The 26,237-nt window shown below is 70.8% G+C and carries 22 protein-coding genes, 1 tRNA gene and 1 riboswitch; of the genes, 9 read left to right on the forward strand and 14 right to left on the reverse strand.

The window, feature by feature from the left end; genetic code table 11:
- Positions 1 to 29: 29 nt before the first annotated feature.
- From U9J66_RS12175 to pdhA, 3 genes are read right to left on the reverse strand one after another with little or no spacing between them, the layout of a single operon-like run.
- Positions 30 to 1,391: a dihydrolipoamide acetyltransferase family protein gene (locus U9J66_RS12175; protein ID WP_326337718.1), complete on the reverse strand. Its 1,362-nt coding sequence runs from the start codon at positions 1,389 to 1,391 to the stop codon at positions 30 to 32.
- Complete coding sequence (locus tag U9J66_RS12180) at positions 1,388 to 2,374, reverse strand: alpha-ketoacid dehydrogenase subunit beta (RefSeq protein WP_026125285.1); 987 nt, start codon at positions 2,372 to 2,374, stop codon at positions 1,388 to 1,390. The genes U9J66_RS12175 and U9J66_RS12180 overlap by 4 nt, the downstream gene beginning before the upstream one ends.
- A 2-nt stretch (positions 2,375 to 2,376) precedes the next feature.
- Entirely contained in the window at positions 2,377 to 3,462 is a 1,086-nt protein-coding gene (gene pdhA, locus U9J66_RS12185) for a pyruvate dehydrogenase (acetyl-transferring) E1 component subunit alpha (RefSeq protein ID WP_014913225.1), read from the reverse strand.
- Between the two features lie 348 nt (positions 3,463 to 3,810).
- On the opposite strand from pdhA, the gene U9J66_RS12190 reads away from it, so the two are divergent.
- Positions 3,811 to 4,308 (forward strand): phosphoribosyltransferase, encoded by a 498-nt coding sequence (locus tag U9J66_RS12190; RefSeq protein WP_017536110.1) that lies wholly within the window; start codon positions 3,811 to 3,813, stop codon positions 4,306 to 4,308.
- Positions 4,309 to 4,393: 85 nt separating this feature from the next.
- Here U9J66_RS12190 and U9J66_RS12195 read toward each other — a convergent pair whose 3' ends face one another.
- The gene (locus U9J66_RS12195; protein WP_042284546.1) at positions 4,394 to 7,171 is read right to left on the reverse strand and encodes an AAA family ATPase; all 2,778 of its coding nucleotides are present in this window, start codon (positions 7,169 to 7,171) and stop codon (positions 4,394 to 4,396) included.
- Positions 7,172 to 7,290: 119 nt separating this feature from the next.
- On the opposite strand from U9J66_RS12195, the gene U9J66_RS12200 reads away from it, so the two are divergent.
- Positions 7,291 to 7,959, forward strand: a complete 669-nt coding sequence (locus tag U9J66_RS12200) for an esterase/lipase family protein (RefSeq protein ID WP_014911450.1) — start codon at positions 7,291 to 7,293, stop codon at positions 7,957 to 7,959.
- A gap of 69 nt (positions 7,960 to 8,028) precedes the next feature.
- Here the strand turns inward: U9J66_RS12200 and U9J66_RS12205 are convergent, their stop codons facing one another.
- Positions 8,029 to 9,396, reverse strand: a complete 1,368-nt coding sequence (locus U9J66_RS12205; protein WP_042284549.1) for an MFS transporter — start codon at positions 9,394 to 9,396, stop codon at positions 8,029 to 8,031.
- Positions 9,397 to 9,685: 289 nt separating this feature from the next.
- Positions 9,686 to 9,792, forward strand: a riboswitch (TPP riboswitch).
- Between the two features lie 56 nt (positions 9,793 to 9,848).
- On the opposite strand from U9J66_RS12205, the gene U9J66_RS12210 reads away from it, so the two are divergent.
- Both U9J66_RS12210 and U9J66_RS12215 read left to right on the forward strand, forming a co-directional pair.
- Positions 9,849 to 10,637: a 3-oxoacyl-ACP reductase gene (locus U9J66_RS12210; protein ID WP_017536108.1), complete on the forward strand. Its 789-nt coding sequence runs from the start codon at positions 9,849 to 9,851 to the stop codon at positions 10,635 to 10,637.
- Positions 10,637 to 11,956, forward strand: coding sequence for an LLM class flavin-dependent oxidoreductase (locus U9J66_RS12215; protein ID WP_326337719.1), 1,320 nt, complete (start codon positions 10,637 to 10,639; stop codon positions 11,954 to 11,956). The genes U9J66_RS12210 and U9J66_RS12215 overlap by 1 nt, the downstream gene beginning before the upstream one ends.
- Positions 11,957 to 12,026: 70 nt before the next feature.
- Here the strand turns inward: U9J66_RS12215 and U9J66_RS12220 are convergent, their stop codons facing one another.
- Entirely contained in the window at positions 12,027 to 14,360 is a 2,334-nt protein-coding gene (locus tag U9J66_RS12220; RefSeq protein ID WP_017536106.1) for an ATP-binding cassette domain-containing protein, read from the reverse strand.
- Between the two features lie 118 nt (positions 14,361 to 14,478).
- Between U9J66_RS12220 and U9J66_RS12225 the strand changes: the two genes are divergently transcribed.
- Both U9J66_RS12225 and U9J66_RS12230 read left to right on the forward strand, forming a co-directional pair.
- Positions 14,479 to 15,930, forward strand: a complete 1,452-nt coding sequence (locus U9J66_RS12225) for an FAD-dependent monooxygenase (protein WP_326337720.1) — start codon at positions 14,479 to 14,481, stop codon at positions 15,928 to 15,930.
- A 16-nt stretch (positions 15,931 to 15,946) separates the two neighbouring features.
- The gene (locus U9J66_RS12230) at positions 15,947 to 16,549 is read left to right on the forward strand and encodes a TetR/AcrR family transcriptional regulator C-terminal domain-containing protein (RefSeq protein WP_326337721.1); all 603 of its coding nucleotides are present in this window, start codon (positions 15,947 to 15,949) and stop codon (positions 16,547 to 16,549) included.
- A 9-nt stretch (positions 16,550 to 16,558) separates the two neighbouring features.
- Here U9J66_RS12230 and U9J66_RS12235 read toward each other — a convergent pair whose 3' ends face one another.
- Positions 16,559 to 17,440, reverse strand: a complete 882-nt coding sequence (locus tag U9J66_RS12235) for a CPBP family intramembrane glutamic endopeptidase (RefSeq protein WP_326337722.1) — start codon at positions 17,438 to 17,440, stop codon at positions 16,559 to 16,561.
- Between the two features lie 39 nt (positions 17,441 to 17,479).
- Here U9J66_RS12235 and U9J66_RS12240 point away from each other — a divergent pair, with 39 nt between their 5' ends.
- A complete protein-coding gene (locus U9J66_RS12240) occupies positions 17,480 to 18,163 on the forward strand; it encodes a TetR family transcriptional regulator (protein ID WP_042284560.1) in 684 nt (227 codons plus the stop codon).
- A gap of 357 nt (positions 18,164 to 18,520) precedes the next feature.
- Here U9J66_RS12240 and U9J66_RS12245 read toward each other — a convergent pair whose 3' ends face one another.
- Entirely contained in the window at positions 18,521 to 18,796 is a 276-nt protein-coding gene (locus U9J66_RS12245; protein WP_159068804.1) for a hypothetical protein, read from the reverse strand.
- A 40-nt stretch (positions 18,797 to 18,836) separates the two neighbouring features.
- A complete protein-coding gene (locus U9J66_RS12250) occupies positions 18,837 to 19,598 on the reverse strand; it encodes a L,D-transpeptidase family protein (RefSeq protein WP_326337723.1) in 762 nt (253 codons plus the stop codon).
- Positions 19,599 to 19,805: 207 nt separating this feature from the next.
- On the opposite strand from U9J66_RS12250, the gene U9J66_RS12255 reads away from it, so the two are divergent.
- A complete protein-coding gene (locus tag U9J66_RS12255; protein ID WP_161110940.1) occupies positions 19,806 to 20,504 on the forward strand; it encodes a response regulator transcription factor in 699 nt (232 codons plus the stop codon).
- Positions 20,494 to 22,683 carry a sensor histidine kinase gene (locus U9J66_RS12260; protein ID WP_326337724.1) on the forward strand — a complete coding sequence of 730 codons (2,190 nt, stop codon included), beginning with the start codon at positions 20,494 to 20,496 and terminating at the stop codon, positions 22,681 to 22,683. The genes U9J66_RS12255 and U9J66_RS12260 overlap by 11 nt, the downstream gene beginning before the upstream one ends.
- 110 nt (positions 22,684 to 22,793) lie before the next feature.
- Here the strand turns inward: U9J66_RS12260 and U9J66_RS12265 are convergent, their stop codons facing one another.
- The 5 genes from U9J66_RS12265 to U9J66_RS12285 form a co-directional block, all read right to left on the reverse strand.
- Positions 22,794 to 23,492 (reverse strand): type 1 glutamine amidotransferase domain-containing protein, encoded by a 699-nt coding sequence (locus U9J66_RS12265; protein WP_017536096.1) that lies wholly within the window; start codon positions 23,490 to 23,492, stop codon positions 22,794 to 22,796.
- Positions 23,493 to 23,597: 105 nt separating this feature from the next.
- Positions 23,598 to 24,185, reverse strand: coding sequence for a TetR/AcrR family transcriptional regulator (locus U9J66_RS12270; RefSeq protein WP_326337725.1), 588 nt, complete (start codon positions 24,183 to 24,185; stop codon positions 23,598 to 23,600).
- 71 nt (positions 24,186 to 24,256) lie between these two features.
- Entirely contained in the window at positions 24,257 to 25,093 is an 837-nt protein-coding gene (locus tag U9J66_RS12275) for an alpha/beta fold hydrolase (protein WP_326337726.1), read from the reverse strand.
- 202 nt (positions 25,094 to 25,295) lie between these two features.
- Positions 25,296 to 25,369: transfer RNA gene (locus U9J66_RS12280), tRNA-Ile, on the reverse strand.
- Between the two features lie 199 nt (positions 25,370 to 25,568).
- Complete coding sequence (locus U9J66_RS12285) at positions 25,569 to 26,147, reverse strand: DUF3566 domain-containing protein (RefSeq protein WP_026125284.1); 579 nt, start codon at positions 26,145 to 26,147, stop codon at positions 25,569 to 25,571.
- Between the last annotated feature and the right edge of the window lie 90 nt (positions 26,148 to 26,237).

Consider the following 26,237-nt stretch of genomic DNA (forward strand, 5'->3'; position numbering starts at 1 on the left):
GGGTCCGACCCCGCCGGAACGCCCGCCCGTCACAGGTGGGCGATGGCCCGCCCCGGGTCCTCCATCGCGTCGGCGACCACGCGCATGAAGCCCGCCGCCGCGCCGCCGTCGCAGACCCGGTGGTCGAAGGCGAAGGACAACTGCGTGATCTTGCGGACCATCAACTCCCCGTCCACGACCCAGGGGCGATCGATGATCCGGCCGAGGCCGAGGATCGCCACCTGGGGATGGTTGATGATCGCGGCGCTACCGTCCACCCGGAGCGATCCGTAGTTGTTCAGGGTGAAGGTACCGCCGGTCATCTGCTCGGAGGAGAGTCCGCCCTCACGCGCCCGTCGGGTCACCTCCCTGATCGCGGTGTCCAACTCGGCCGTGGTCATCCGGTGCGCCCCCATCACGGCCGGGGCGACCAGACCTCGCTCGGTCTGGACGGCCAGACCGAGGTTGACCCCGTCGTACTGGACCAGTTCCGAACGTTCGGCGTCCACCAGTCCGTTGAGTTCGGGGTGGGCGCGCAGCCCCGCCAGGACGAACCGGGCCACGTGGGCGAGGAGGCCGGGACCCTCCGGGTTCGCCTCGCGCAGCCGCACCAGTTCGGTGGCGTCCACGTCCACCCACACGGTGGCCTCGGGGATCTCACTGCGGCTGCGCGAGAGCGACGCGGCCATCGTCCTGCGGAAGGCGCCCATCGGCACCCTGCGGGATTCGGTCAGACCGGTGCGGGCGTCGACCGCGCCCGGCTCCACCGGAGACGGGGGAGAGGGGACCGCGATCGGGGCGGACGGGGCCGGAGCGGTGTTGGCGCCGGCCGCCTCGATCGCGGAGCGTACGTCCCGACGGGTGACGAGCCCACCGGGTCCACTGCCCTGGAGGTCGCCCACGCGCAGCCCGGCCTCCCGGGCCATCTGCCTGACCAGGGGAGAGGTGACCAGAGGGACACGGCGCGTCTCCACCGAAGGACGGGCCTCGGGCACGGTCACCCGGACACGCGGACGGCGCCGACGTCCCGAAGGGCTCCCCTCGGATGTGCCGTAGCCGATGAGGACGTTGCCCGAACCCGCGCGCTCCTCCTCCCGGTAACGTTCACCGGCGGGGTCCTCGGTGGTCTCCGGCACGGCCGGGTCCGGGACCCGGGCCTCCGCGGAGGGGGCCTCCGTCTCCACGGTGATGAGCGGTCGACCGACCTCCATCACCTCTCCCTCCGCGCCGTGCAGTACGCCGACCGTGCCGGCGAAGGGGGAGGGCACCTCCACGAGGGACTTGGCGGTCTCCACCTCGACGATCGGCTGGTCGAGGGCGACGGTGTCGCCGACGGCGACCAGCCAGCGGACCACCTCGGCCTCGGTCAGGCCCTCGCCGAGGTCGGGCAGGTCGAAGGTCCGTGCGGTCACTGGTCCTCCCACTGAAGGTCGTCGACGGCGTCGAGGACGCGGTCCACACCGGGCAGGTGGAACCGCTCCAGCTTGGGCGGGGGATAGGGGATGTCGAAACCGGAGACCCGGCGGACCGGGGCGGCCAGCGAGTGGAAACAGCGTTCGGTGACCCTGGCGACGATCTCCGAGGAGACGCTCGCGAACCCGGAGGCCTCGGCGATCACCACGGCACGACCGGTGGAGCGCACCGCCGCGCATACGGTCTCGTCGTCGAAGGGGACGAGGGAGCGCAGGTCCACGACCTGGAGGTCGCGTCCTTCGGCCGCCGCCGCCTCGGCCGCCTCCAGGGCGACGGGCACGGTCGGTCCGTAGGCGATGAGGGTGGCGTCGGCGCCTTCACGCCGGACGACCGCGCGGCCCAGCGGGGCGGCGGGCCGTTCCACGTCGATCTCTCCCTTGGCCCAGTAGAGCTTCTTGGGCTCCATGAGGACGACCGGGTCGGGGGAGGCGATCGACTCGCGCAGCAGGAAGTAGGCGTCCTCGGGGGTGGCGGGGGTGACCACCTTCAGGCCGGGGGTGTGGGCGTAGTAGGCCTCTGAGGAGTCGCAGTGGTGTTCGACGCCGCCGATGCCGCCGGCGAAGGGGACCCGGATGACCAGGGGCACCTCCACACGGCCGCGGGTACGGTTGCGGATCTTGGCCACGTGGCTGGCGATCTGTTCGAAGGCCGGGTAGGCGAAGGCGTCGAACTGCATCTCGACCACCGGACGCAGTCCGTTCATCGCCATGCCCACGGCCATACCGACGATCCCGGACTCGGCCAGCGGGGTGTCGAAACAGCGTTCCTCGCCGAACTCGGCGGTCAGCCCGTCGGTGATGCGGAAGACACCGCCGAGCGGGCCGACGTCCTCGCCGAACACGTGGACGGTCGGGTCCTCCGCGAGGGAGTCGCGCAGCGCTCGGTTGAGGGCCTGCGCCATGGAGAGCTTCTCGGTCGCCATCGTCACAGACCCTCTCTGCTCAGTTCCTCGGCCAGGAAGGCGGCCTGCTCGGCCAGTTGGGGGGTGGGCTCGGAGAACACGTGCGCGAACAGTTCGGCGGGCTCGGGTTCGGCCCCTTCGACGACGCCCTCGCGCATGTACGCGGCGACGGCCTCGGCGGCCTCGGTGATCTCGGTCCGGCGTGCCTTGGTGAGGGCCCTCTTGCGCTTGAGGTGCTTCTCCAGGCGGGTCAGGGGGTCGCGCGCGACCCAGGGGTCGACCTCGTCCCCGCTCCGATAGCGGGTGTCGTCGTCGGCGTTGGTGTGCGCCTGGATCCGGTAGGTGTGCGCCTCGATCAGGCGGGGGCCTCCCCCCGCTCGGGCGTCCGCGACCGCCCGTTCCAGGACGGCCAGGACCGCGGCCGGGTCGTTGCCGTCCACCCGTTCGCCGGGGACCCCGTAGCCGACGCCCTTGTGCGCCAGGGAGGGGGCCGCGCTCTGTCGGGCGAGGGGGACCGAGATCGCGTACTCGTTGTTCTGCACGAAGAACACGACCGGTGCCCGGAAGACGGCGGCGAAGTTCAGGGCCTCGTGGAAATCGCCCTCACTGGTGGCGCCGTCGCCGCACAGCGCCATGACGACGGTGTCCTCTCCCTTGAGCCTGGCCGCGTGGGCGACGCCGACGGCGTGCAGGAGCTGGGTGGCCAGCGGGGTCGCCTGGGGCGCGACCTTGCGCTCGTAGGGGTCGTAGCCCGCGTGCCAGTCGCCTTGGAGGAGGGTGAGGACCTCGATCGGGTCGACTCCGCGCGCGATGACGGCGGCGGTGTCGCGGTAGGTCGGGAAGAGCCAGTCGCCGTCGGAGAGGGCGAGAGCGGCCCCGACCTGGCAGGCCTCCTGGCCGTGCGAGGAGGGATAGACGGCGAGGCGTCCCTGGCGGACGAGGGCGCCTGCCTGGTCGTTGACCCGGCGCGCCGTCACCAGGGAGCCGTACACCTCCAGAAGGCGTCGGGTGTCGGGCATGGGGAGGCCGGAGCCGTCGACCCGTGAGCCCGACTCGTCGAGCAGTCGAAGGGGTTCCTCGGAGGGGAGTAGGGCCTGATGTTCCGCCATGCTGCAACCTCCTGGGCGCGGAAGATCTGTATGCAGACATGGTGCTGTTCGCGACCATCTGTTCGCCACAAACCGGTCAGAATCGAGAAAATGTCGCAAATCGATCAGAGTTTTCGGGCCGAGTGTCCACATATGTGACCTGGGACACCACTTCGCGTGGACATGTGGCCTACACCTCACACCCGAGTGACCCTCTTCTCGACCCGACCCGGTCCGGCCTTCGGGAGGGGCACCGCGCCTCGGAGAGGTGCGGGGGCGTCGTTAGCATGGGTCGGTGCCGCGAGCGGCCTGACCTGCGAGGCGCCGCGCACATCGGACACCGCAGGGACATCAGGGGGAGACAAGACCGTGAGCGACGAGCGCGAGAACCTGAGCTATGAGCTCTTCGGCACCGCGATGCGCGAGATGGCACAGGCGATCGCCGACGACGGGTACGAGCCCGACATCATCCTGTCCATCGCCCGCGGCGGCCTGTTCGTCGCCGGCGGCCTGGGCTACGCCCTGGACGTCAAGAACCTGCACGTCATGAACGTCGAGTTCTACACGGGTGTCGGCACCACCCTGGACATGCCGGTCATGCTGCCCCCGGTCCCCAACGTGGTGGACCTGAGCAACAAGAAGGTGCTCGTCGCCGACGACGTCGCCGACACCGGCAAGACCCTCAAACTCGTGCACGACTTCTGTTCCGAGCACGTCGCCGAGGTGCGCAGCGCCGTCGTCTACGAAAAGCCCCAGTCCCTGATCAAGTGCGAGTACGTGTGGAAGCACACCGACCGCTGGATCAACTTCCCCTGGTCGGTCCTGCCCCCGGTGGTCCACCGCGAGGACCAGGTCCGCGACGCCTGACACGAACGCACCGGAGGGAGCCGGCCCCGGGCGGGGGCCGGCTCCCTCCGTGTTCGGACCGTTCAGGACCCGTCGTCGGCACCGGTCAACCGCCGACGAGGCGGGACAGCTCTACGCGGGAACGGATCCCGAGCCTGGTGTAGATGTTGCGCAAGTGGTGATCGACCGTCCGGGTGCTCAGAAAGAGCCGCGCCGCGACCTCCCGGTTGGTGGCGCCGCCCGCCACATGCCGGGCGATCCGCAACTGTTGCGGGCTGAGCCGTTCCAATCCGCCCGCCTCAGGCGTCGCCGTGCCACCGCGCGCCGCCCGGAGCTCCTGTCCGGCCTGACGCGCCCACGGCCGGGCCCCCAGCCGTTCGAAGGCCTCCATCGCGGTGTACAGATGCTCACGCGCCCGCCCTGGATGGCGTGACCTGCGCAGATGGCCGCCGTACAACAACCGGGTGCGCGCCTCTTCGAAGTCGCAGTAACCGGAGGAGTGCAGTTCCAGCGCCCTCTCGAAGAACCCGGTCGCCTCCTCTCCCTCGCAGAGCAGACCCCGGCAGCGCATCACCTGGGCCCGGGCGGTGTCCTGGCCGGTCGCCTCGGCCCACCCCGCGAAGGTCTCCACCGCGCGACGCACCCGCACCTCGACCCCGCCGCGTACCGACGCCTCCACCAGGTGCGGGGTGATCAACAGCCGCACCGCCGCGTGACCGCGTCCGGGGCCGGAACGGGCCAGGGAGCGCAACCGCATCGCCGCCTCCGCCGTACGGCCGGAACCCAGATCGAGCAGGGCCAGGGCCCAGGAGGCGAGCCCCGCGGGGAGGCCGACGTCGTGTTCCCCGGCCAGCGCCAGCGCGGTCTCCGCGTGCTCCCGACAGTCGTCCTCCTCACCCCGAAGGGCGGCGACGAAGGCGAGCGCGCCCCGGTGATGGCTCGCGCAGTTGTCCTGCCCGGACCCCACCGCGCTCCGCAGCCCTTCGGCCGCGCTCTCCTCGGCCAGGGAGAGGCGTCCGAACCACATCTCCGCGTAGGTCAGGAACTCCAGGGCCTGCGGGACCAGGGCCAGAGCACCGGTCCGGCGCGCGATCGTCACGGCCCGCCCGGCCAGGGACCGGGTGCGCATGTGGTCGCCTCGGAGCAGGCCGGCGATCCCGCCCAGAACGAGCGCCTCGGGGTCCCCGATCCGCTCCGCGACCCTCTCGGCCCGTTCCAGGAGCTCGGCGCCCTCACGGTGCCGGCCCTGGAACATGGCGGCCTTCCCCGTCATGTAGTCGAGGACGAGACGATCCCAGGGCCTCGCGCGGCCACCATCGGGCGCGGCCTCGGAGACGAGGGTCCGGGCGCGTTCGACGGTGGCGAAGAAACGCTCGTGGTCACCGGACAGGCATCCGGCCTCGCCCGCCTGCAACAGGGCCCGCAGGGCCGTACTCGGATCGCTCCTTGCCAGCCGTTCGGCGGCCGGGCCGAGCCGTTGGACGGCGTCGATGGCCACCCCCGAGCGCAGGTCCATCTCGGCCCGGAGCAGGTCGGCGTGGTCCTGGACGGCGTACCCCCGGTCGCTCCGGACGGGCAGTGAGCGCACGCGTTCGAGGAGCCGCCCGGCCCGGGCCGGAGCACCGGACAGCCAGGCGGATCGGGCGGCGTCGACCAGGCGCCTCCCCCGAAGGATCGGATCGAGGCTCAGGCGGGCCGCGTGTTCGTGGAGCAGGGAGGCCGGGGCGTGGCCGTTCCGCTCGACGGCGCGGTGCGCCTCCGCGTGAAGGGAGGCCGCGACCCTCTCGTCCGGGCCGCCCCCGACGAGCGCGCGATGCCAGAGGGCCCGGCCGGTGTCCCGGGCGTCCTCGTGCGCGCGGGCCAGGTCCAGGTGCGCGGAGCGCCGTTCGGCGGGGGAGGCGTGGTGGTAGCCGGCCGAGCGGGCCAGTGGATGGGCGAAGACCGTCCGGTCCCCCGTCTCCACGACCAGTCCGGCGCGACGCGCGGGTTCGAGGACGTCGGGGTCCGTCGACGCGGGGGCGTGCGGGTCGGCGGCGGCCCGCACCAGGGCGAGTCGGGTCTCCTCCGGAAGCCGATGGAGACGCTCGACGAAGGCGTCGGTGAGTTCACCGTGAGAGCGTGGTGGTCGTTCCAGGGCGACCGCCCCGGAACGCTGGTCGGGGGTGCTCCCCTCCAGTAGCTCGAGGGCCGCACGGGGGTTGCCCTCGGCGGCCTCGGCGAGCGCGGAGGCCACCGGTTCGGTCGGCCCGTCCTCGGCACGCCCTCCGTGCCCCGCGGCCGACTCGCGCAGCAGGCGCAGAACGGCCCGTTCCGGCAGAGGGCGCAGACGAAGGGCCGGGACGCCGGCGAGCAGCCCCGGTTCCGGACCTTCGGCACTGAGCAGGACCACCGCTCCGTCGTGGGTCAGTCTGCGGGCGGCGAAGGCCACGACCCTCCGGGAGAGCGGGTCGAGCAGGTGGAAGTCGTCGACGTGGAGCAGGAGCGGACTCTGGGCCGCGACCTCGGTGAGCAGCCCCAGGGCCGCGCCGGCCAGGGGGAGGTCGCCGCCCGGCTCTCCGGTGTCCAGGGCGCGGGTGAGGGTCTCGCGTTGGACGTGCGGCAGACGTGGGAGGTAGGGGAGCGCGGGCCTCAGGAGTTGGTGGAGGCCGGCCAGGGGGATCCGGCTCTCGCCCGGCGCCGCGCGGGCGTGGAGCACGGTGAAGTCGGGTGCCTCGGACACGGCGCGCTCCAGGAGTGCGGTCCTGCCGGAGCCGGGAGGCCCCGTCACGAGCAGGCCGCCGCTCCGTCCCGAACGGGCGGATTCGAGCAGGTGGCGGAGGGAGAGCAGTTCGTGGTCGCGCCCGTACAGGGGCGCTGTACGTGTGAGCGGGTTCACGCTGTTCACCCCCTTAAGTTACTCGTCGGTTAAAAACGAGTAAAGGGACCGGCGATTCGGCCGATGCGCGCGCCATGGTCCGCGGCGCACAATCGGGATCCCCCGCCTCCCCCACCCTCGGAGCTCATATGAGACGCCCGATCTCCCTCCTGCTCGGATTCGTCCTCGCCCTCGGAATGTCCCTCCAGGCCGCCCCCGCCGGCGCCGACTCCCACACCCCCGTCGTCTTCGTCCACGGGTTCATGGGCAAGGGCGGCCAGTGGGACGACATGCGGGCCGCCCTCGTCGACTCCGGCTACCCGGAGGACCGGCTGCACGTCTTCTCCTACGACTGGGCCCGTTCCAACACCACCATCGCGGAACGGCTCTCGGAGCGGATCGACGAGGTGCGCGGCGAGCACGGTGTCGACCGCGTGCACCTGGTGACCCACTCCATGGGCGGCCTGTCCTCGCGCTACTACATCAAGAACCTCGGCGGCACGGAGACCGTCGACCAGTGGATCTCCATCGGCGGCCCCAACAACGGGACCGACATCGCGAACCTGTGCCCATCGCCGATCACCCCTTGCGCCGAGATGAGGCACGGGTCGGACTTCCTCGCCGACCTCAACTCCGGCGACCCCACGCCCGGGCCGGTCGGGTACACGACCCTGCGTTCCCCCTGCGACATCGTCATCTCTCCCACGGAGAGCACCTCCCTGCCCGGGGCCGACAACATCCGGGTCGGGTGCGTGGAGCACATCTCGATGATGTGGAACGGCGAGGTCATCGATCACGTCCGTCGCGTCGTCGGCTGACCCGTCCCCGACATGGGACGGGGCGACGGTCCGTTCCCACGAACCGTCGCCCCGTCCTCGACCGGAGGCCTACCCCGCGGTGGCGGGGTCGGCCTCGTCCGCGTGCAGGTCCCGGCCCTCCTGGACCTTCACCAGTGAGACCGCGGCGAAGGAGATCACGGAGAGCCCGACGATGTACACGCCGATGGTCCACGAGGCGCCGAAGCTGTTCAGCAGCAGCTCGGCGATCATCGCGGCGAAGGCCCCGCCCAGGATCGCCCCGAGGGCGTAGCCGATCGAGACGCCCGAATAACGGACCTCCGCCGGGAACATCTCCGCGTACAAGGCGGACTGGGGTCCGTAGCTCAGGCCGAAGGTCAGCGTGAAGACGAAGACCCCCACGAAGTACAGGAGGACGTCGCCGGTGTCGACCAGGAACCACATCGGCACCGCCCAGGCGGCGAGCAGCACGTAGCCGATCTGGAAGGTCCGCACCCGGCCGATCCGGTCGCAGATCCATCCGCCGTACAGCGTCGAGATCAGCCAGCCGAAGGAGGCCAGGGTCGTCGCCAGCAGGACCGGGCCGCGTTCCATCCCCAGCCCCATGTCCTCGACCGGCCTCGAGGCGTAGGTGGCGAGGAAGGCGATGACGAGGTAGCCCGCGGCGTTGTTGGAGACGAAGATCAGCGCGGAGAGGACGACCTCACGGGTGTTCTCGCGGAACAGGCGGCCCAGCGGGGCGGAGGACTTGGCCCGACGCGCCTGCATGTGCTTGAAGACCGGGGACTCCTCGACCGTCTTGCGGATGAGGTGGCCGACGACGATCAGCACGACGGACAGCAGGAAGGGGATGCGCCAGCCCCACTCGAGGAAGGCGTCGGTACCGATGATCGCGGTGATGACCCAGACCACGAAGGTCGCGAGGATCATGCCGCAGGGGACGCCGATCTGCGGGTAGGCGCCGAAGTAGCCCCTCTTGTGCACCGGAGCGTGTTCCACCGACATCAGGGCGGCCCCGCCCCACTCGCCGCCGGCGGAGAAGCCCTGGATGATGCGCATCAGGATCAGCAGGATCGGGGCGGCCATGCCGATCTGCGCGTAGGTGGGCAGCAGGCCGATGACGAAGGTCGCCACGCCCATCATGACGAGGGTCGCCACCAGGATCCGCTTGCGTCCGAACCGGTCGCCGAGGTGGCCGGCGACGATCGCGCCGAGCGGCCGGAAGAGGAAGGAGATGCCGATGGTGGCGAAGGAGAGCACCTGGGCGACGCCCGGGTTGCTGGCGGACAGGGGTTCCAGGAAGAGCGGTGCGAGTACGAGGCCCGCGGCCTGGGCGTAGATGAAGAAGTCGTACCACTCGATGGTGGTACCGACCATCGTCCCGGCGAGGACCTTGCGCTTCTCTCTTCGGTCGAGAGGGGCACCCGGTTCGGGGGTCGTGGCGTCGGAAGTCGCCATTGCTGCTCCGTAGTTCTCTGCCGGCATGGGCCGGATCCGTCGATGGGCCACGGCAGGCGCCGTCCGCGTATTCGGGGCGTACAAGGGGAAAACGGACGACATGCTCATGAGCCCCAGAACACCATGCCATGTGAGGCACGACACTTTCTACACCGGGGCCTTACTTTCGCAGTTGAGAACACATGTCCTTACCGAACGGTCGGTCGGAAAGTCCGGGTTCCGACGCACTCCGTGACGCCGTACCGCACCCCACCCCACGTCCTCGTAAGGACGGTGGACTACCTTGAGCACCAGTGACACGGGGTGCTTCGGACCGCACAGGGGTTCCGAGCTGAGATCACACCCGTCGAACCTGATCCGGGTAACGCCGGCGAAGGGATGTCCACTCACCCGCCCCCGGCGGTGACTCCTCTGTGCACGGCTCCCTTCTCCGCCAGACAGAAAGGGAACCGATGTCCTCCCCCGAAGCCGCACAGGCGATCCCTCTCGACCGACAGGTCGTCCTCGTCACCGGTGGAGCCCGCGGGCTGGGCTCCCATCTGGCCCGGGCCTTCCTGCGCGAAGGGGCTCGTGTGGTGATCAACCACCGGAGCAGCGCCGAGGCCGCCCGCGAACTGGCCGAGACCCACCCCGACACCGCCCTGGCGGTCCGGGCCGATGTGCGTGACCGCGACCAGGTCACCGCGATGGTGGAGGAGGCCGAGAGCCGCTTCGGCGCCCCCGTCACCACCGTCGTCAACAACGCCCTCGTCGACTTCTCCTTCAACGGCGACGCTCGACCGCACGCCGACACCTTGACGTGGCAGGACCTCGACCGGCAGTTCAGCGGGACCGTCCAGGGCGCCTTGAACACCGTGCAGGCGGCCCTCCCCGGAATGCGCCGGGCCGGGGGAGGGCGGATCGTCAACGTGGGCACCAACCTGTTCCAGCACCCGGTCGTGCCCTACCACGACTACACCGCGGCCAAGGCGGCCCTGCTCTCCCTGACCCGCACCCTCGCCCACGACCTGGGCCCCGACGGCATCACCGTCAACATGATCTCGGGCGGTCTGCTGCGCACCACCGACGCCAGCTCGGCCACCCCCGAGGAGGTGTTCGACCTGATCGCCTCAGGCACCCCGCTGCGCCGGGTCACCACCCCGGCCGAGTTCGCCGACACCGCCCTGTTCTTCGCCTCCCCCTGGGCCCGGTCGGTCACCGGACAGAACCTGGTCGTCGACGGCGGGCTGGTGATGGACTGATGTCCGAGATCGAACGTCAGGCGCACATCAACCTGTTCATCTTCGGCTCCGGCCACCACAAGGCGGCCTGGCGTCACCCCGATTCCCCCGCCGAGCGGATCGGGGACATCCGCTACTACGAGGAGCTGGCCCGCACCGCCGAGCGGGGCCTCCTGGACGCGGTCTTCTTCGCCGACGGCCACGCCGCCGGCGAGGTGGCCGAAGGGCCGTGGTGGTTCCTCGAGCCCCTGACCGCACTGGCCGCGATGAGCCGGGCCACGGAACGGATCGGGCTGGTCAGCACCGTCTCCAGCACCTTCTACACCCCCTTCCACGCCGCCCGCATGCTGGCCTCGCTCGACCACATCTCCGGCGGTCGGATCGGGTGGAACGTGGTCACCTCCATGTTCGACACCGAAGCGCGCAACCACGGCTACGAGAGGATGCCGGAGCACGGGGAGCGCTACGCCCGCGCCGAGGAGTTCGTGGACGTGGTGCTGCGGCTGTGGGACTCCTGGGGCGAGGACGCCCTGCGCCATGACCGCGACGGCGTCTTCGCCGATCCCGAGCTGGTCCGCCCCATCGACCACCAGGGGGAGCACTTCCAGGTCGACGGCCCGTTGAACGTACCGCGCCCGCCCCAGGGTCACCCGGTGCTCTTCCAGGCGGGCGCCTCCGAGCAGGGCCGCGCGCTGGCCTCCCGTCGCGCCGAGGCGATCTACTCGGTGGCCTACGACCTCCCCAGCGCCCAGGACTACTACCGGGACGTCAAGGCGAGGATCCGGCGGGCGGGCCGCGACCCCCGTTCGGTGGCGATCATGCCGGGGCTGGTCACCTACGTGGGCTCCACCGAGGCGGAGGCCGAGGCCAAGCGGAACGAACTGGACCTGCTCCTTCCGGTGGAGGAGTCGTTGCGACAGTTGGGCCTGTTCGTGGAGCAGGACTGCTCGGACTGGGAGCTGGACGCGCCCGTCCCCGAACTCCCCCCGTTGGAGGCGTTCACCGGACCCAAGGGCCGCTACGCCACCATCCTGCGGATCATCGAGTCCGAGAGGCCCACGGTGCGCGGGCTGCTCGGACGTCTGGCCGCCGGCGGCGGGCACTGCACCATGACCGGCACCCCCGAGCAGATCGCCGACCGGATCGGCGTATGGCTGCGTGAGGAGGGCGCGGACGGCTTCAACCTCATGCCGCCGTCCCTGCCGGGAGGGATCGAGGACTTCGTGGACCACGTGATCCCCGTCCTCCAGGAGCGGGGGCTGTTCCGCCGCGAGTACGCGTCGGAGACCCTGCGCGGGCATCTGGGGTTGGAGCGCCCGGCCGCCCCCTCGCATCGGTGACCCTCGCCGGCCGGGTCCACCCACCTCGATCACGGTGGGCGGACCCGGCGGTGCCGTCGCGGTGGTCTGCTCAGAGCAGGTGCCTCAGGTAGCGGCCGGTGCGGCTCTCCGAGGTGGCCGCGATCCGCTCCGGCGTCCCCTCCGCCACGATCCGACCGCCCGCGGAGCCCCCGCCCGGCCCCAGGTCGACGACGTGGTCGGCGCCGGCCACCACCCGCATGTCGTGCTCGGCCGCGACCACCGTGGCCCCGGACTCCACGAGGTCCCGGAGCCGGTCCATCAGCACGTCGGTGTCGTACGGGTGCAGCCCCGTCGTGGGTTCGTCCAATAGATAGACCGTGTCGGCCACCCGACGCCGCTGGAGTTCGCCCGCGAGCTTGATCCGCTGGGCCTCCCCGCCCGAGAGCTCGGTCGCGGACTGCCCCAGACGCAGATATCCCAGACCGACCGCGCGCAGGGTCTCCAGGGAGCGCCGCACCGCCGGCACCTCGTCGAAGAACTCCAACGCCTCCTCGACCGACATCGCCAGGACGTCGGCGATGGTGCGCCCCCGGTAGAGGACCCGCAGGGTGTCGGGGTTGTACCTGGAGCCGCCACAGGTGGGGCAGGGGGCGTAGGTGGTGGGCAGGAACAGCAGCTCCACCGAGACGAAACCCTCGCCCTCACAGGTGGGACAGCGTCCGCCCGTGACGTTGAAGGAGAAGCGACCCGCGCCGTAGCCGTACTCCTTCGCCTCGTCGGTGGCGGCGAAGAGTCTGCGCACGGTGTCGAACAGACCCGTGTAGGTGGCCAGGTTGGAGCGAGGGGTGCGACCGATGGGCTGCTGGTCGACCCACACCACGCGCCCGCGTTCCGACGCGCGTTCCTCCACCGCCGCCAGCAGGCTGGACTTGCCCGCCCCGGACACCCCGGTGACGGCGGTGAACACCCCCAAGGGGAGATCGAGGTCGACGTCGCGCAGGTTGTTGCGGTCGGCGCCGCGTAGTTCCAGCACGCCCCGGGCCTCGTGTCGAGGACGCTCGGGAACGACGTTCTCGAACAGGTAGCGCCGCGTCACCGACTCCGGCTCGTCGCGCAGACCCTCCACCGGGCCGCTGTAGAGGACACGGCCACCGTTCTCACCGGCCCCGGGGCCGACGTCGACCACCCAGTCCGCCCCGCGCACGATGTCGAGGTTGTGCTCCACCAGGCAGACGGTGTTGCCGCCGTCGCGCAGCCGTCGCAGGATGTCGGAGAGCGCCTCGCGGTCGGCCGGGTGCAGCCCCGCCGAGGGCTCGTCGAGGACGTAGACCACACCGAACAGTCCGGTGCGCAACTGGGTGGCCAGACGAATGCGCTGTAGTTCCCCGTGGGAGAGGGTGGGGGCGGGCTGGGCCACGCTCAGATAGCCCAGTCCCAGCTCCATCAAGATCTCGGCCCGGCCGGTGATGTCCCGGGTCAGGACCCCGGTGGCCCCTTCCTCGTCGTCGTTGTGAGGACGTAGCAGATCGACCAGGTCGGTCAAGGACAGACGGGCCAGTTCGGCGACGTTGTATCCCGCGAAGGTGACCCTCAGGGCCTCCCGCCGCAACCGGAGCCCTCCGCACTCGCGACAGGTGCGGTTCTCCATGAACTCGGCGGCCTTGCGTCGCCGGGCCTCGCTCGCCGAGGTGCCGTAGGCCTTGAGCACCAGTCGACGGGCGCTGGTGTACCGCCCCTGGTAGGGGCGGTGGATCCGACCGGCCTCGCGGACCGGATGGACCGTCACCACGGGTTCCTCGTCGGTGAACAGGATCCACTCCCGCTCCCGTTCGGGCAGTTCCCGCCAGGGTCGGTGGATGTCGTATCCGAGGGTGTCGAGGATGTCGCGCAGGTTCTTGCCCTGCCAGGCCCCGGGCCAGGAGGCGATCGCCCCGTCGGCGATGCTCAGGGAGGGGTCCGGGACCAGGGAGGCCTCGGTGACCTCGTGTTCGACGCCCTCGCCGTGGCAGACCGGGCAGGCCCCGACGGCCGTGTTGGGGGAGAAGGCGTCCGAGTCGAGGTGTTCGTCTCCCGGTGGGCGCTCTCCGGATCGGGACAGGAGCATCCGCAACGAGTTGGAGATCATGGTGAGCGTGCCCACCGTGGACCGGCCCGAGGGGCTCGTCCTGGGCTGGGCCAGCGCCACCGCAGGCGGCAGACCGGTGATCGACCCCACCTCCGGGTCCGGGAGTTGGCGCAGGAGCCGCCGGGCGTAGGGCGCCATGGACTCCAGGTACCGGTGCTGGGCCTCGGCGTAGAGGGTCCCGAAGGCCAGCGAGGACTTGCCCGATCCGGACACCCCGGTGAAGGCCACCATCGCGTCGCGGGGCAGCGACACGTCCACGTTCCTCAGGTTGTGGATGCGCGCCCCTCGGACACGGATGTGATCGTCGATTTCCGCCATGTTCCCAGGTCTACCCGGTTCGACCGCTCACCTCGACCGACGAGGCGCCGCGCCCCCATCGACCTTTCTTGATCAGTGACCTACTATCTCTTGTTCAGCAACCAATAAGGGGCGGAACATGGATCAGAGGGTCGTGATCGTCGGGGCGGGTCCGGTGGGCCTGTGGCTGGCCGCGGAACTGAGGTACGGCGGGGTCGAGGTGACGGTCCTGGAGCGGCGCACGGAACGGAACGCGAACTCCCGGGCACTGACCGTCCACGCGCGCACACTCGAACTGTTCGACTCCCGAGGGGTGCTCGACCCCTTGCTGGCGGAGGGCACCCGGATACCGAACGGGCACTTCGCCGTACTCGACAGCCGACTCGACTTCCGCGGGCTCGACTCGCCCCATCCGTTCACCGTGGCGATCCCCCAGGAGCGCACCGAGCGGATCCTGGAGGAGCACGCCCGAGGGAGGGGCGCCGACGTCCGCCGCGGGGTCACGGTGTCCGGTCTGGAGTTCGGCGAGGACCAGGTGCGCGTTCTGACCGAGGACGGGGAGAGGATCGACGCGCCGTGGGTCGTCGGGTGCGACGGCACCCGCGGCATCGTGCGCACGGCGGCGGGCATCGACTTCCCGGGAACCTCCTCGACCTGCCTCGGATGGTTGGCCGACGTCCGCGTCGCGGAACGGCCCGACCCTCCGATCGTCGACGCCTGGAACGACGAGGGACAGGTCCTCGGGGTGCCCCTGTCGGAGGACCTCTACAGATTCGTGGGCATCGCGCGCGAGGACGTGCGCGAGGACCGACCGGGCGAACCGACCTTGGAGGAGGTACGGCGCAAGATCACCGCGGTCACCGGACGGGACTGGGGCGCGCACTCACCGGTCTGGCTCTCCCGGTACGGGAACGCCGCACGGATCGCCGAGCGCTATCGCTCGGGCCGGGTCCTGCTCGCCGGGGACGCCGCCCACCGGCACATGCCCGCCGGCGGTGTCGGGATGAACGTGGGGATCCAGGACGCGGCGAACCTGGGCTGGCGACTCGCCTCGACCGCCCTGGGGACGGCCCCCGAGGACCTACTGGACGGCTACCACGACGAACGCCACCCCGTGGGCGTCGATCTGCTGCGCGCCACGCAGGCCCAGACCGCTCTGCTCACGGACTTCTCCCCGGACGGGCGGAGACTTCGGGAGTTGATGAGCGAGCTGATCTCGGAGGTCCCCGCCCTCGCCGACGACCTCGCCCGACGCCTCTCCGGACTGAAGGTCCGCTACCCGGCCCCGCCGGACGCGCACCCGCTCGTGGGGACGAGGGCCCCGGATCTCCCGCTCGCGGACTCCGGCGGGCTGTTCACGGCCATGCGCTCCGGCGGGTTCGTCCTGCTCGACCTCACGGGCGGTCTCGAAGACCCGGACCTGCCGGCCCACCGGGTCTCCTCGACCGAGGGCCGTCGAGAGTGGACGGACGTCGACGCGGCGCTCGTACGTCCGGACGGACACGTGGCCTGGGCGGGCGACGCCTCCGGTGTTCCGGCGGCCCTGAGAGCGGTGGGGATCGGCGCGACCAGGGCCGAAGCCGGCGGATGACGTAGGCTTTCGGGTCATGGTGAGGGATCGTCGGGCCGAGATCGTCCGGGCAGCGTTGGAGTTGTTGGACGAGAAGGGGCTGGAGGCGGTCAGCCTTCGCGCCGTCGCCGACCGGCTCGGGGTACGGATGAACACCGTCTCGTGGCACGTCAAGACCAAGGCCGGGTTGCGCGACCTCATGGCGGACGCGATCCTCGCCGAGATCCGGCTCGACGACCTGCCCTCCCCCGGTGAGGAGGCGGTGCGCGCACTGCTCCGCCGCTATCGGAGGGCCATGCTCGCCCATCGCGACGGCGGACGGGTCGTGGCCGGAACGTTCACCGCCGAACCGGCCACCCTGCGCTACGCCGACCGGCTCGTCGGTGCCCTGCTGGAGGGCGGTCTCGACGAGCGGGCCGCGGGTTGGACCGCCTGGACGCTGATCTACTTCGCCCTCGGTCTGGTCCAGGAGGAGCAGGGCGCGGAGCGTGAGCAGGGCTCCCTCTCCGACCGTCTGGCCTCGGCGTTGGACGTCCGGGCCCATCCCGCGTTGGTGCGCGTCTTCCCGCACCTGACCGAAGGATCGTTCGAGGAGCGGTTCGAATACGGGATGGACCGCGTGCTCTCGTCCCTCGCCTGACCTCGACCCTCAGGAGTCGGCGGGGCGGCGCAGGCCCAGGCGACCGCGGGTGGCCAGGGTGAGGACCACCGCGACGAGGAGCACCGCGGAGACCTCGAACAGACCGGCCGGATCGCCGACGAGCATGCCCTTGAGTCCGGCGACGACGTTGACCGCGGCGTGGGCGACCACGACGGCGAGCACCCCGCCCCGGGCGGAGTTGAAGACGTGGCCGAGGACGACGGTGAGACCGACGCAGAGCAGGGCGTAGGCGGGGAAGTACACCTCGGACTGGATCGTGCCGGCCACCTCGAACAGAGGGGCGTGCCACACGGCCCAGATCGCGCCGAGGACGACATTGGCGGCGAGCGGGGGGAGTGATCCCTGGAGACGGGGCAGCGCGAACCCTCGCCACCCCAGCTCCTCGTTGCCGCCGCCGACCAACGCGATGAGCAGGAACTGGACGGGCACCGTCATCAGCGCCGCTTTCAGGGCCTCCTCCTCGACCGAGGCCGTCCCCAGGTACGCGGGGAGCGCGGCCGACCCCGCGATGGCCAGGACGACGAGCGCCGTGATCGCGTAGGGGGCGATGCCTCCCCTGTGTCGGAGCGAGTGGCGCCGGAAGAGCGCGCCCACCCCGGCACGTCCCTTCGTGGCGGCGGTGACGAGGATCGCGGCCACCATCGGGCCGAAGCCGCCGACCAGGACGGCCGGGGTCGGATCACCGCCGTCGAGGAGGCGGGGGCCCAGCCACCAGGCGGTCCAGGAGAAGGCGAAGGAGATCACCAGGAAGGCGGTGAGGCCTCGGGGGTCGACGGCCGTCGTCCGTGACGGGTCGGGGGAGTGGGCGGGAGCGGGGGAAGGGGGAACGGGGTGCGTGGAGGGGGTCTCGGTAACCATGACGAGAAACATACACCGTTGGAGAGAAACCTACAACGTATGATTACTTGTATGCTGTCGGACATGGACGAAACAGGCTCCGACCGGCACGTCGACAGCGTCTTCCACCGCCCACAACGGCGCCGCAGGTCGCAACCGGCCCTCAGCAGGGAACGCATCGTCACCGCGACCATCGCGTTGCTCGACCGGGAGGGGGCCTCGGCGCTGACCATGCGCAAGGTCGCCGCCGAACTCGGGGTGCACGCGACGAGCCTCTACTGGCATGTGGACCGCCGAGAGGATCTCGTGGACCTGGCCGTGGACGAGATCCTCGCCGAGGCCGCCTCCCGGCTCCCCTCCGCCGGCCTGCCCTGGGACGTCGCCCTCAAGGAGACGGCCCAACGCTTCTATTCGGCCCTGACCGCGCACACCTGGGCCGCCGAGTTCGCCGGGTCCCGTCCCCTCGTCGGACCGAACGCCGTCGCCCTGTCGAGGCGGATCATCGAGGCCCTCGCCGCGCTCGGCGGGGAGGAGGAGAAGCGGGCGGTCGCGATCCGGGCGGTGTCGAACCAGCTCCTCGGCGCCGCCACGTCCGCCGTCGCCATGCGTGTGGCCAGATCCGGCGGGGCGGGGGAGCACGAGGAGGCCGTCGCCTCGGCGGTCTCGGAGGCGGACGCCCTGGCCGTGGAGAACACCTACTTCGACCAGGTGCTGGACCTGATCGTGCTGGGCATCAAGGCCCGCCACGACGCCTGAACCGAGCGCGGGGCGGGCGGGCCCCGCTCCGGAACACGACCGAGGGCCCACCGAACGGATCGGTGGGCCCTCGTGACGTTCATGCCGGCCGGTCAGTCCCGACGATCGCCCTCGGTCTCCTCGGGACGATCCTCGGGGGCGTTCGGGGTGTCGGTGTCCTCGTCGGGGCGGTTCTCGTAGGGCTTCATCTTCAGACGCACGTCGACCTCCTTCTCGGCTCTCCCACCAACGTAGGAACGTCCGGGAACGACACCAAGCCCCTGACCGGACCCGGCCGGAAACGGGGAACCGTGTGGCCGATGGTCCTCATGAGGCCCCGGCCGTCAAGGGCCGGGGCCGTTGAGCGGGACGGTGGGATCAGCCCGTGTAGGAGGGCTCCCGCTCGATCGGTTCGGACGGCGCCGCCTCGGGGAACTCCGGACTCGGTTCCTCGACGGAGGGATCCTCCGGCTCGAAGGTGGGGTCGTCGGTGGCCGGGGTCGTGACCTCGGGGGCCGGGGTCGGGACCTCCGGCCCCTCCGTGGTGGAGACCGCCGGAACATCCGGGACGTCCTCCGAGGCGAACGCCGGGGCGGCGCCGAGGAAGGCCACCGCCAAGGCGGCGACGATGAGCGTTCGGGAATTCACTCGCATGATCGACCTCTGGTCTTGTGGGTGTCCGCTCGCTGAGCGGTCATTCGGTGATCTCGACCGGGGTGCCGATCGGCAGGCGTTCGGCCATCCAGGTGATGTCGTCGTCGGACACCCGGATACAGCCGTGGCTGACCTCGCCGCCCAGACCCGACTCGTCGTCGGTTCCGTGCACGCCGAGTTGGCCGGGCCCTCCCGCGAAGCTCTCCAGGGTGTCGGAGTGCCCGCTGAGGCCGAAGGCGTAGGCCCCGTACTCCCCTCCGGGGTCCGGGGGCCGGAGCAGCTCGGTGAAGTAGTACTCACCGGGCGGTGTCGGGGCGTCGCTCGTACCGATACCGACCGGTCCGGTCCGGAGCTCCTCCTCTCCCTCGGTCACGGTGAAGGAGAACTCCGACATGTCGACCACCACGCGGAAGGCGGTGACGGTGACCTCCACGTCGTCGGCCTCGATCCAGCCGGTGGAACCGTTGGGCCGTACCGGCAGAAGCACCTCCAGCCAATCGCCCCGGGTCCGCCTGACGAGGAAGACCCGGTCCGCGCCGAAATCGTTCGGGCTCGCGAGGGTGTGCACCACCTCGCCGCCGTCGGGTTCGGAGCGGATCTCGATCTCGTCGGCGAGGACCGTGGCGATGCGGCCGCCCGTCGCCCCCTCTCCCCGCTCCGGCGCCTCGGCGGTCTCCTCGGACCCCGCCGAGGGCTCCGAAGACGAGCAGGCGGAGGCGACGGCCAGGACGGCGACGGCGGCCAGGACGGGAAGCGTCCCGGCCGGCCCACCGGGTGTCAGGGATCGGAACATGGGGTCCATCCGGTCGAGGGGGTCCGGTGGGCCTCTCCGCACCGGACACCATGAAGACTGGCCGAGGAATGTGAAGAACCCGTGTGGCCGCCGTGTGCGTCCCATGTGGTGACCTGCGATGTCACCCGACACCCCCTTCGCCCCGTGTGTCCGCGGTCGTACGATCGTGGACGTCGGGGGGCCTCCCTCCCCGACCGGAGAACGGAGGCCCTCCACGTGTGCGCGCATGTCCTGGTGGCCGAGGACGACGTGAACCAGGCCGAGCTGATCCGGCGATACCTGGAGCACGAGGGCCACACGGTCCGCGTGGTCCACGACGGCCGGTCCGTGCTGGACGAGCACCACCGTGCCCGCCCCGACCTCATCGTGATGGACGTGATGATGCCCGTCATGAGCGGACTGGAGGCGTGCAGGGTCCTGCGCGCCGAGTCCGACGTCGCGGTCCTGCTGCTCACCGCACGCTCCACGGAGGACGACCTGCTGACCGGGCTGGACCTGGGCGCCGACGACTACGTCACCAAGCCGTACAGCCCGCGCGAGTTGATGGCGCGGGTGCGCACACTGTTGCGCCGCTCCCGTGCGACGGTCCCGGACGAGGAACGGGTGCTGGAGGCGGGACCGATCACCGTGGATCCGGCCCGGCACATGGTGCGGGTCGACGGGGAGCCGGTGACGTGCACCCCCGTGGAGTTCCAACTGTTGCGGGCCCTGGCGGTCCGGCCCGGACGGGTACTGAGCCGAACCCAACTCCTGGAGACCATCCACGGGATCAGCGGGTACATCACCAAGCGCACCATCGACGTCCACGTGAAGAACCTGCGCCGCAAACTCGAACCCGACCCCCGACGACCGGTCCGATTGATCACCGTCTACGGCGTCGGCTACAAGCTGGCGGGGCCCGACCGTGTCCGTTGAGGGGTCCTCTCCCCGACCTCACGGGGAACGGCGACGGGCCTCCCTACGGCACGGGCTTCTCTTCCGGCTGCTGGCGGGATCGTCCCTGGTGGCGGTCTGCTCGATCACCGCGACGGCCTGGCTGGCGGTACAGAGGACCTCGGAATCCATCACCGACCAACAGGGCGAGACCCTGACCGTGGACACCCACATCCACGACACCCTCGTCGGATACGCGGCCACGCACTCGGACTGGACGGAGGTGTCGGAGAGCGTCCACGACCTGGCGGAGGAGACCGGGCGCCGGATCGTCCTCACCACCGAGGGCCGTGCGGTGATCGTCGACTCCGCCTCCCCGGCCGCGGGGGCCCAGGGTGAGACCCCTCCCCTGCCCGCTCGAACGTCGTCCGTGGTGGACCCGCTCGCGGTGGACGTGACCCTGGTCTCGGGGAACGGCGACCGCATCGATCCGCGCGCGACCGGACCCTTCACCCTGACCGATGAGGAGCGCGGCGCGCTGCGCTCCCGGGCGGAAGAGGGCGCGTCCTGCCTGGAGGAGGTCTACGGCGTCACCGCGGATGTGGTGACCGGGCCGACGGGACGTCCCGCGGTCGAATCGGAGCATTGGGACGCCTACATGTGGGCCGGCTGCGGCCTCACCGCCCTTGACCGTCCGTTCGGTGGCGAGGTGGAGGCACTGGCCGACCTGAACGAGCGCGCCTCCGACTGCGGCGACGCCGGAACGGACCTGGTCTACGCGATGGACGGCCGCACCGGGGGCCTCGTGATCACGGGCACGCCCCCCGACTCCCCGGGACCGGCCCCGGACGAGGCCCGACCCCCCGCCGCTCCGGACGACCCGACGGCCGAACTCCCGGAGGACGCCCCGGACGGCACCGACCCCATGGGGGGAGTCACCGAACCCACCCCCGGCCCGGAGCTCCCGTCCGGCCGGCCGGAGCCGCCCGCGCCCCCGTACGACGAAGCCCCCGTCGAGTCGTATCCGCTCCCGACCGAAGAGCCTTCGGAGGCGAGCCCCGGGGCCTGGCCGGACGACCCGGGTTCCGATCCCCCCGGTGCCGAGAGCCTGACGTGGTCGAGGGTCGAGTTGAGTCGGGAGACCGCCGCCTGCCTGGACTCCGCCCGGCGCGCCCAGCTCGACCCCTACGTCGCGCCCGCCGCCCTGCTGTTCATCGACGACCCCGCGGAGGGCCCGGAGACCGGACTGTCGTTGTCCAGGGAAGGCGCCCTGCGGCTGGGTGGCGTGGTCCTACTGGTGCTCTTGCTGACCGTGGTGGTGAGCACGACCCTGGCGACCCGCCTGCTGCGCCCCGTGCACGCGCTCACCGACGCTGTGAACCGCATGCGGGAGGGCGCTGGGCCCTCGATCCGGGTGCGGGTTCGCGATTCCGGGGAGATCGGCCGGCTCGCGGAGGCGTTCAACGAGATGTCCGAGCACCTGGAGCGGGCCGAGGACCAGCGCAAGGCGATGGTGAGCGACGTATCGCACGAGTTGCGGACCCCGCTGAGCAACCTGCGCGGCTGGTTGGAGGCCGTCCAGGACGGCATGGTCGAACCCGATCCGGAACGCGTGAGGATGCTGTTGGGGGAGACCCTGCTGCTCCAGACGGTCATCGACGATCTCCAGGATCTCGCCCTGGCCGACGCCGGTCGGCTGCGCCTGTCCCCGGAGGCCGTGGAGGTCGCGCCCCTGATCGACCAGGTGATCGCGGGCCACGGGCTGCGCGCGGAGGAGGCCGGGGTGCGCCTGGTCGGCGAGGCCCGTGACGTGACCCTCGTCGCCGACCGGTCCCGGATGCTCCAGGTCCTGGGGAACCTGGTCGGCAACGCGCTGCGGCACACCCCGGAGGGCGGGACCGTCACCGTCGGCGCTCACCGGGCCGGCTCCCAGGTCGTGATCCGAGTGGCCGACACCGGGGTCGGCATCGCCGAAGAGGACCTGCCGCACGTCTTCGACCGGTTCTGGCGCGCGGACCGGTCCCGTAACCGACGCACCGGCGGCAGCGGGCTCGGGCTGGCCATCGTGCGCGGACTGGTGGAACTGCACGGTGGTTCGGTGACGGCGGACAGCACGGTCGGGGAGGGCACGACCTTCACGTTGCGGCTGCCCCTGAACGGCCGCCCCGAGGGGGACACGGACGACACCGGAAGGGGGAGGGCCGCCTCGGGCCCTGGGTGACCTCGGCAAGGTCGAGTCCACCCCTGGGACGGCACTCCCAAGGTCCGATCGCCATGGGCACGGCCCCGGCCGTCGAGGGCCGGGGCCGTACGGGTGCGCCCGTGACGCCGCTACACGCGGCCCTCGCCGGTTTCGGCGATGAGGGCGAGGAGCGCGTCGGCGGCCGGACCGGAGGAGGCCGGGTTCTGGCCGGTGACGAGCAGTCCGTCGGTGAGGACGTAGGGCAGCCAGTCACCGATCTTGGAGTAGTCGGCTCCGAGCCGCTTCAGTTCGTCCTCGACCAGGAAGGGGACGACCTCGGTCAGGCCGACGGCCTCCTCCTCCCCGTTGGTGAAGCCGGTGACCCGGCGTCCCTCTACCAAGGGGGCGCCGTCGGGGTCGACGGCGTGGCGCAGCACGCCGGGGGCGTGGCAGACCAGGGCGAGGGGCTTGCCGGCGCGCGAGGTGGTCTCGATGAGCCGGATGGAGTCGGGGTCCTCGGCCAGGTCCCAGAGGGGGCCGTGGCCGCCGGCGTAGAAGACCGCGTCGAAGTCGTCGACGGAGACGGTGTCGAGCCGGACGGAGTGCTCGAGGGCGGCCATGGCCTCGGGGTCGTCCTCGAACCGGCGGGTCTCGTCGGTCCGGAAGTCGGGCTCGTTGCTCTTGGGGTCCAGCGGCGGCCTGCCGCCCTTGGGCGAGGCGATGACGGGGTCGGCTCCGGAGTCCTTGAAGCGGTAGTAGGGGGCGGCGAGTTCCTCCAGCCAGAAGCCGGTCTCGCGGCCGGTGTCGCCGAGTCGGTCGTGCGAGGTGAGGACGATGAGGACCTTCATGATGACTCCTTGTTTAAGTAGACCGGTCGTCTCAAAGCAGACAGAACGGCGACCGGTCGGGTGATCACGGGTGATGAGCGTCCCGGGGCGGGCCCGCCCCGGGTCCTACAGGTTCAAGAGTCGACGGGTGACCCGCGTCGTGGTGTCCAGCGGGCCGATGTCACGGTGGATCTTGGCCATGACGCTCGCGCCGAGCCACATGTCGTACAGGACCTGCGCGGTGTCGCGCGGGGCACCGTCCACGACGATCGAGCCGTCCTCCAGGCCGTCCGCGATCGTCCGCTCCAGGCGGTCGATGATGGCGGTGGTGCCCTCCTTGAGGGCGATCCGCATCGACTCCGACAGGTCGGCGACCTCGGCGCCGAGCTTCACGGCCAGACACCCGCCCTGGCACTTGTCGACGCTCTGCGACTCGCGCCAGTTCCGCCAGTAGTTCATCAGTCGCTCCGCCGAGGTCGTACCCGGCTCGCCGAGGACGCGGTCCATGTCCGCCAGGTAGTCGGCGAAGTAGGCCTTCATCATCGCCTCGCCGAAAGCGTCCTTGGAACCGAAGTAGTGGTAGAACGACCCCTTCGGCACCCCGGCCGCGGAGAGGACCTCGTTGATGCCCACCGCGGCGAACCCCTTACGGGACATGATCCGCTGCGCGGCGTCGAGGATGCTGCGACGCGTGTCGCCCTGGTTGACTGTCACGATCTCACCCTATCGCTCATTAGACCAGTCGTCTAAGCGAGTCCGAGCGTCGACCCGGGCGACCCGCCGCGTCATCGGCCCAGGAAGTCCAAGAGGATCTCGTTGACCTCGGCCGTGTGGGTGGTGAGCAGCCCGTGCGGAGCACCCTCGATCTCGACGTACTCGGCGGCGGGCAGGGCCTCGGCGAAGCGGCGCCCGGTGGCGTCGATGGGCAGGGTCCGGTCGGCCGTACCGTGCACGATCAGGGCGGGCACGTCGATCCGGGGGATGTCCGCCCGGAAATCGGTGGGCCAGGTCAGCGGCGCGGCGGCCGAGGCGATCGGACCCGCGCCGGCCGCCACGTTCCAGGCGTTGCGCACGGCCTCCTCGCTCACCCGGGTGCCCAGGTTCTCGTCGAGGTCGAAGAAGTCCGCGTAGAAGCCGGTGAAGAAGGCGTAGCGGTCCTTCTTCACCGCCTCGGAGACACCTTCGAAGAAGGAGGGCGGAGCGGCGCCGTCGGGGTTGTCGTCGGTGATGGCCAGGTACGGCTCGAGCGAGGCGAGGAAGACGGCCTTGGCGACCCGGTCGGAGCCATAGGTGGACAGGTAGCGGGCGACCTCGCCGGTGCCCATCGAGAAGCCCACCAGGACCGCGTCGCGCAGGTCGAGGGCCTCCATGACCGTGTGCAGGTCGGCGGCGAACGTGTCGTAGTCGTAGCCGATGGAGGGCTTGTCGGACCTACCGAAGCCGCGCCGGTCATAGGTGATGACCCGGTGGCCGGCGTCCAGCAGGGCCGGGATCTGCCCCTCCCAGGAGTCGCCGCTCAGGGGGTAGCCGTGGATGAGGAGGACCGGCCGCCCGGCCCCCTTGTCCTCGTAGTGCAGTTCGATGTCGGTGCTGTTCTCCGTGCCGACCTTGATGCGTCCCATGATGTCCGCCCTTTCGAGGATCTCGGTGTCCGCCGTGTGCCGACAACAGGACTATACGACCGGTCTACTCTAATGACAACCCCCTCCGTCGCGGAATACGACGAGGGCCCACCGATCCGCTCGGCGGGCCCCTGGGACCGGCGGCCTCGAAAGACCCCGGACATGAGAAAAGGCCCCCGCATGGGAGCCTTTTTCTTCGAGGTGGGCGTACCAGGACTTGAACCTGGGGCCTCATCCTTATCAGGGATGCGCTCTAACCGACTGAGCTATACGCCCTCGTTCCGTCAGGAACTCTACCGCATCCGGGGGACCGGGGCGAACCGGCGACCTCCTGGCGCGAGAGAGGGGACACGGGTCTCCCGCGTCCCTCTTCACCTCCCATTTTAGCCGGTTCCCGACAGTGCTCGGGACGGTCCGGGAAAGAGGTCGGGCCCGGCCCCGCGAAGGGTCCGGGCCCGAAGGAGGCCGTGTGGTCCTACTCGGCCTCGGACAGGGTCACGTCGACCCCGCCGACCAGGTCGGAGACCAGGTTGTAGACCATCGCGCCCACCGTGGACAGGGCGGTGATCAGCACGACGTTGAGCGCGCCGATCACACCGGTGTAGCCCAGGACACGGCCGGGGGAGAACCAGGCGGCCGGGTTCAGGCCCAGCTCGTCGTCTCCTCCGTCCCCCTCCAGGAGGGCGTTGATCATGTTGGTCAGCTCGTCGAACACACCCAGCATCGACAGGGTCGCGTAGATCACCGCGACCGCGACGAACAGGATGATGAAGCACACGAGGGAGACCACGAAGCTGAACTTCATGACCGACCAGGGCTCCACGCGGGAGACCGTCAGGTGGGCCTTACGACTCGCCAGCGTCGCCTTGACGGCGCCGGGGGTCGCGGGAGCGGGTTCGGCCTCGGTCACCGTGTCGGTGCCCTCTGCCTCCTTCTCACCGGCAGGCTCGGTGGAGTCCGCAGCGGTCGAGTCCGCAGTCTCCACGTCCGAGTCCCCGGCGACACCCGCCGCGTCGGAATCTTTGCTGCTGGCGTTCGGCTGATTCTCAGACATAGAAACGTTACCGGTGGACTTTCGTTGAGACGGATCGGTCCGTGTGCCCCGTGGGGGCGCCGAAACGCACCCCACGGGACGTACTGCGCT

Origin of the sequence: Nocardiopsis sp. LDBS1602, assembly GCF_035818715.1 — a bacterium.
In the GTDB taxonomy this organism is placed as follows: domain Bacteria; phylum Actinomycetota; class Actinomycetes; order Streptosporangiales; family Streptosporangiaceae; genus Nocardiopsis; species Nocardiopsis alba.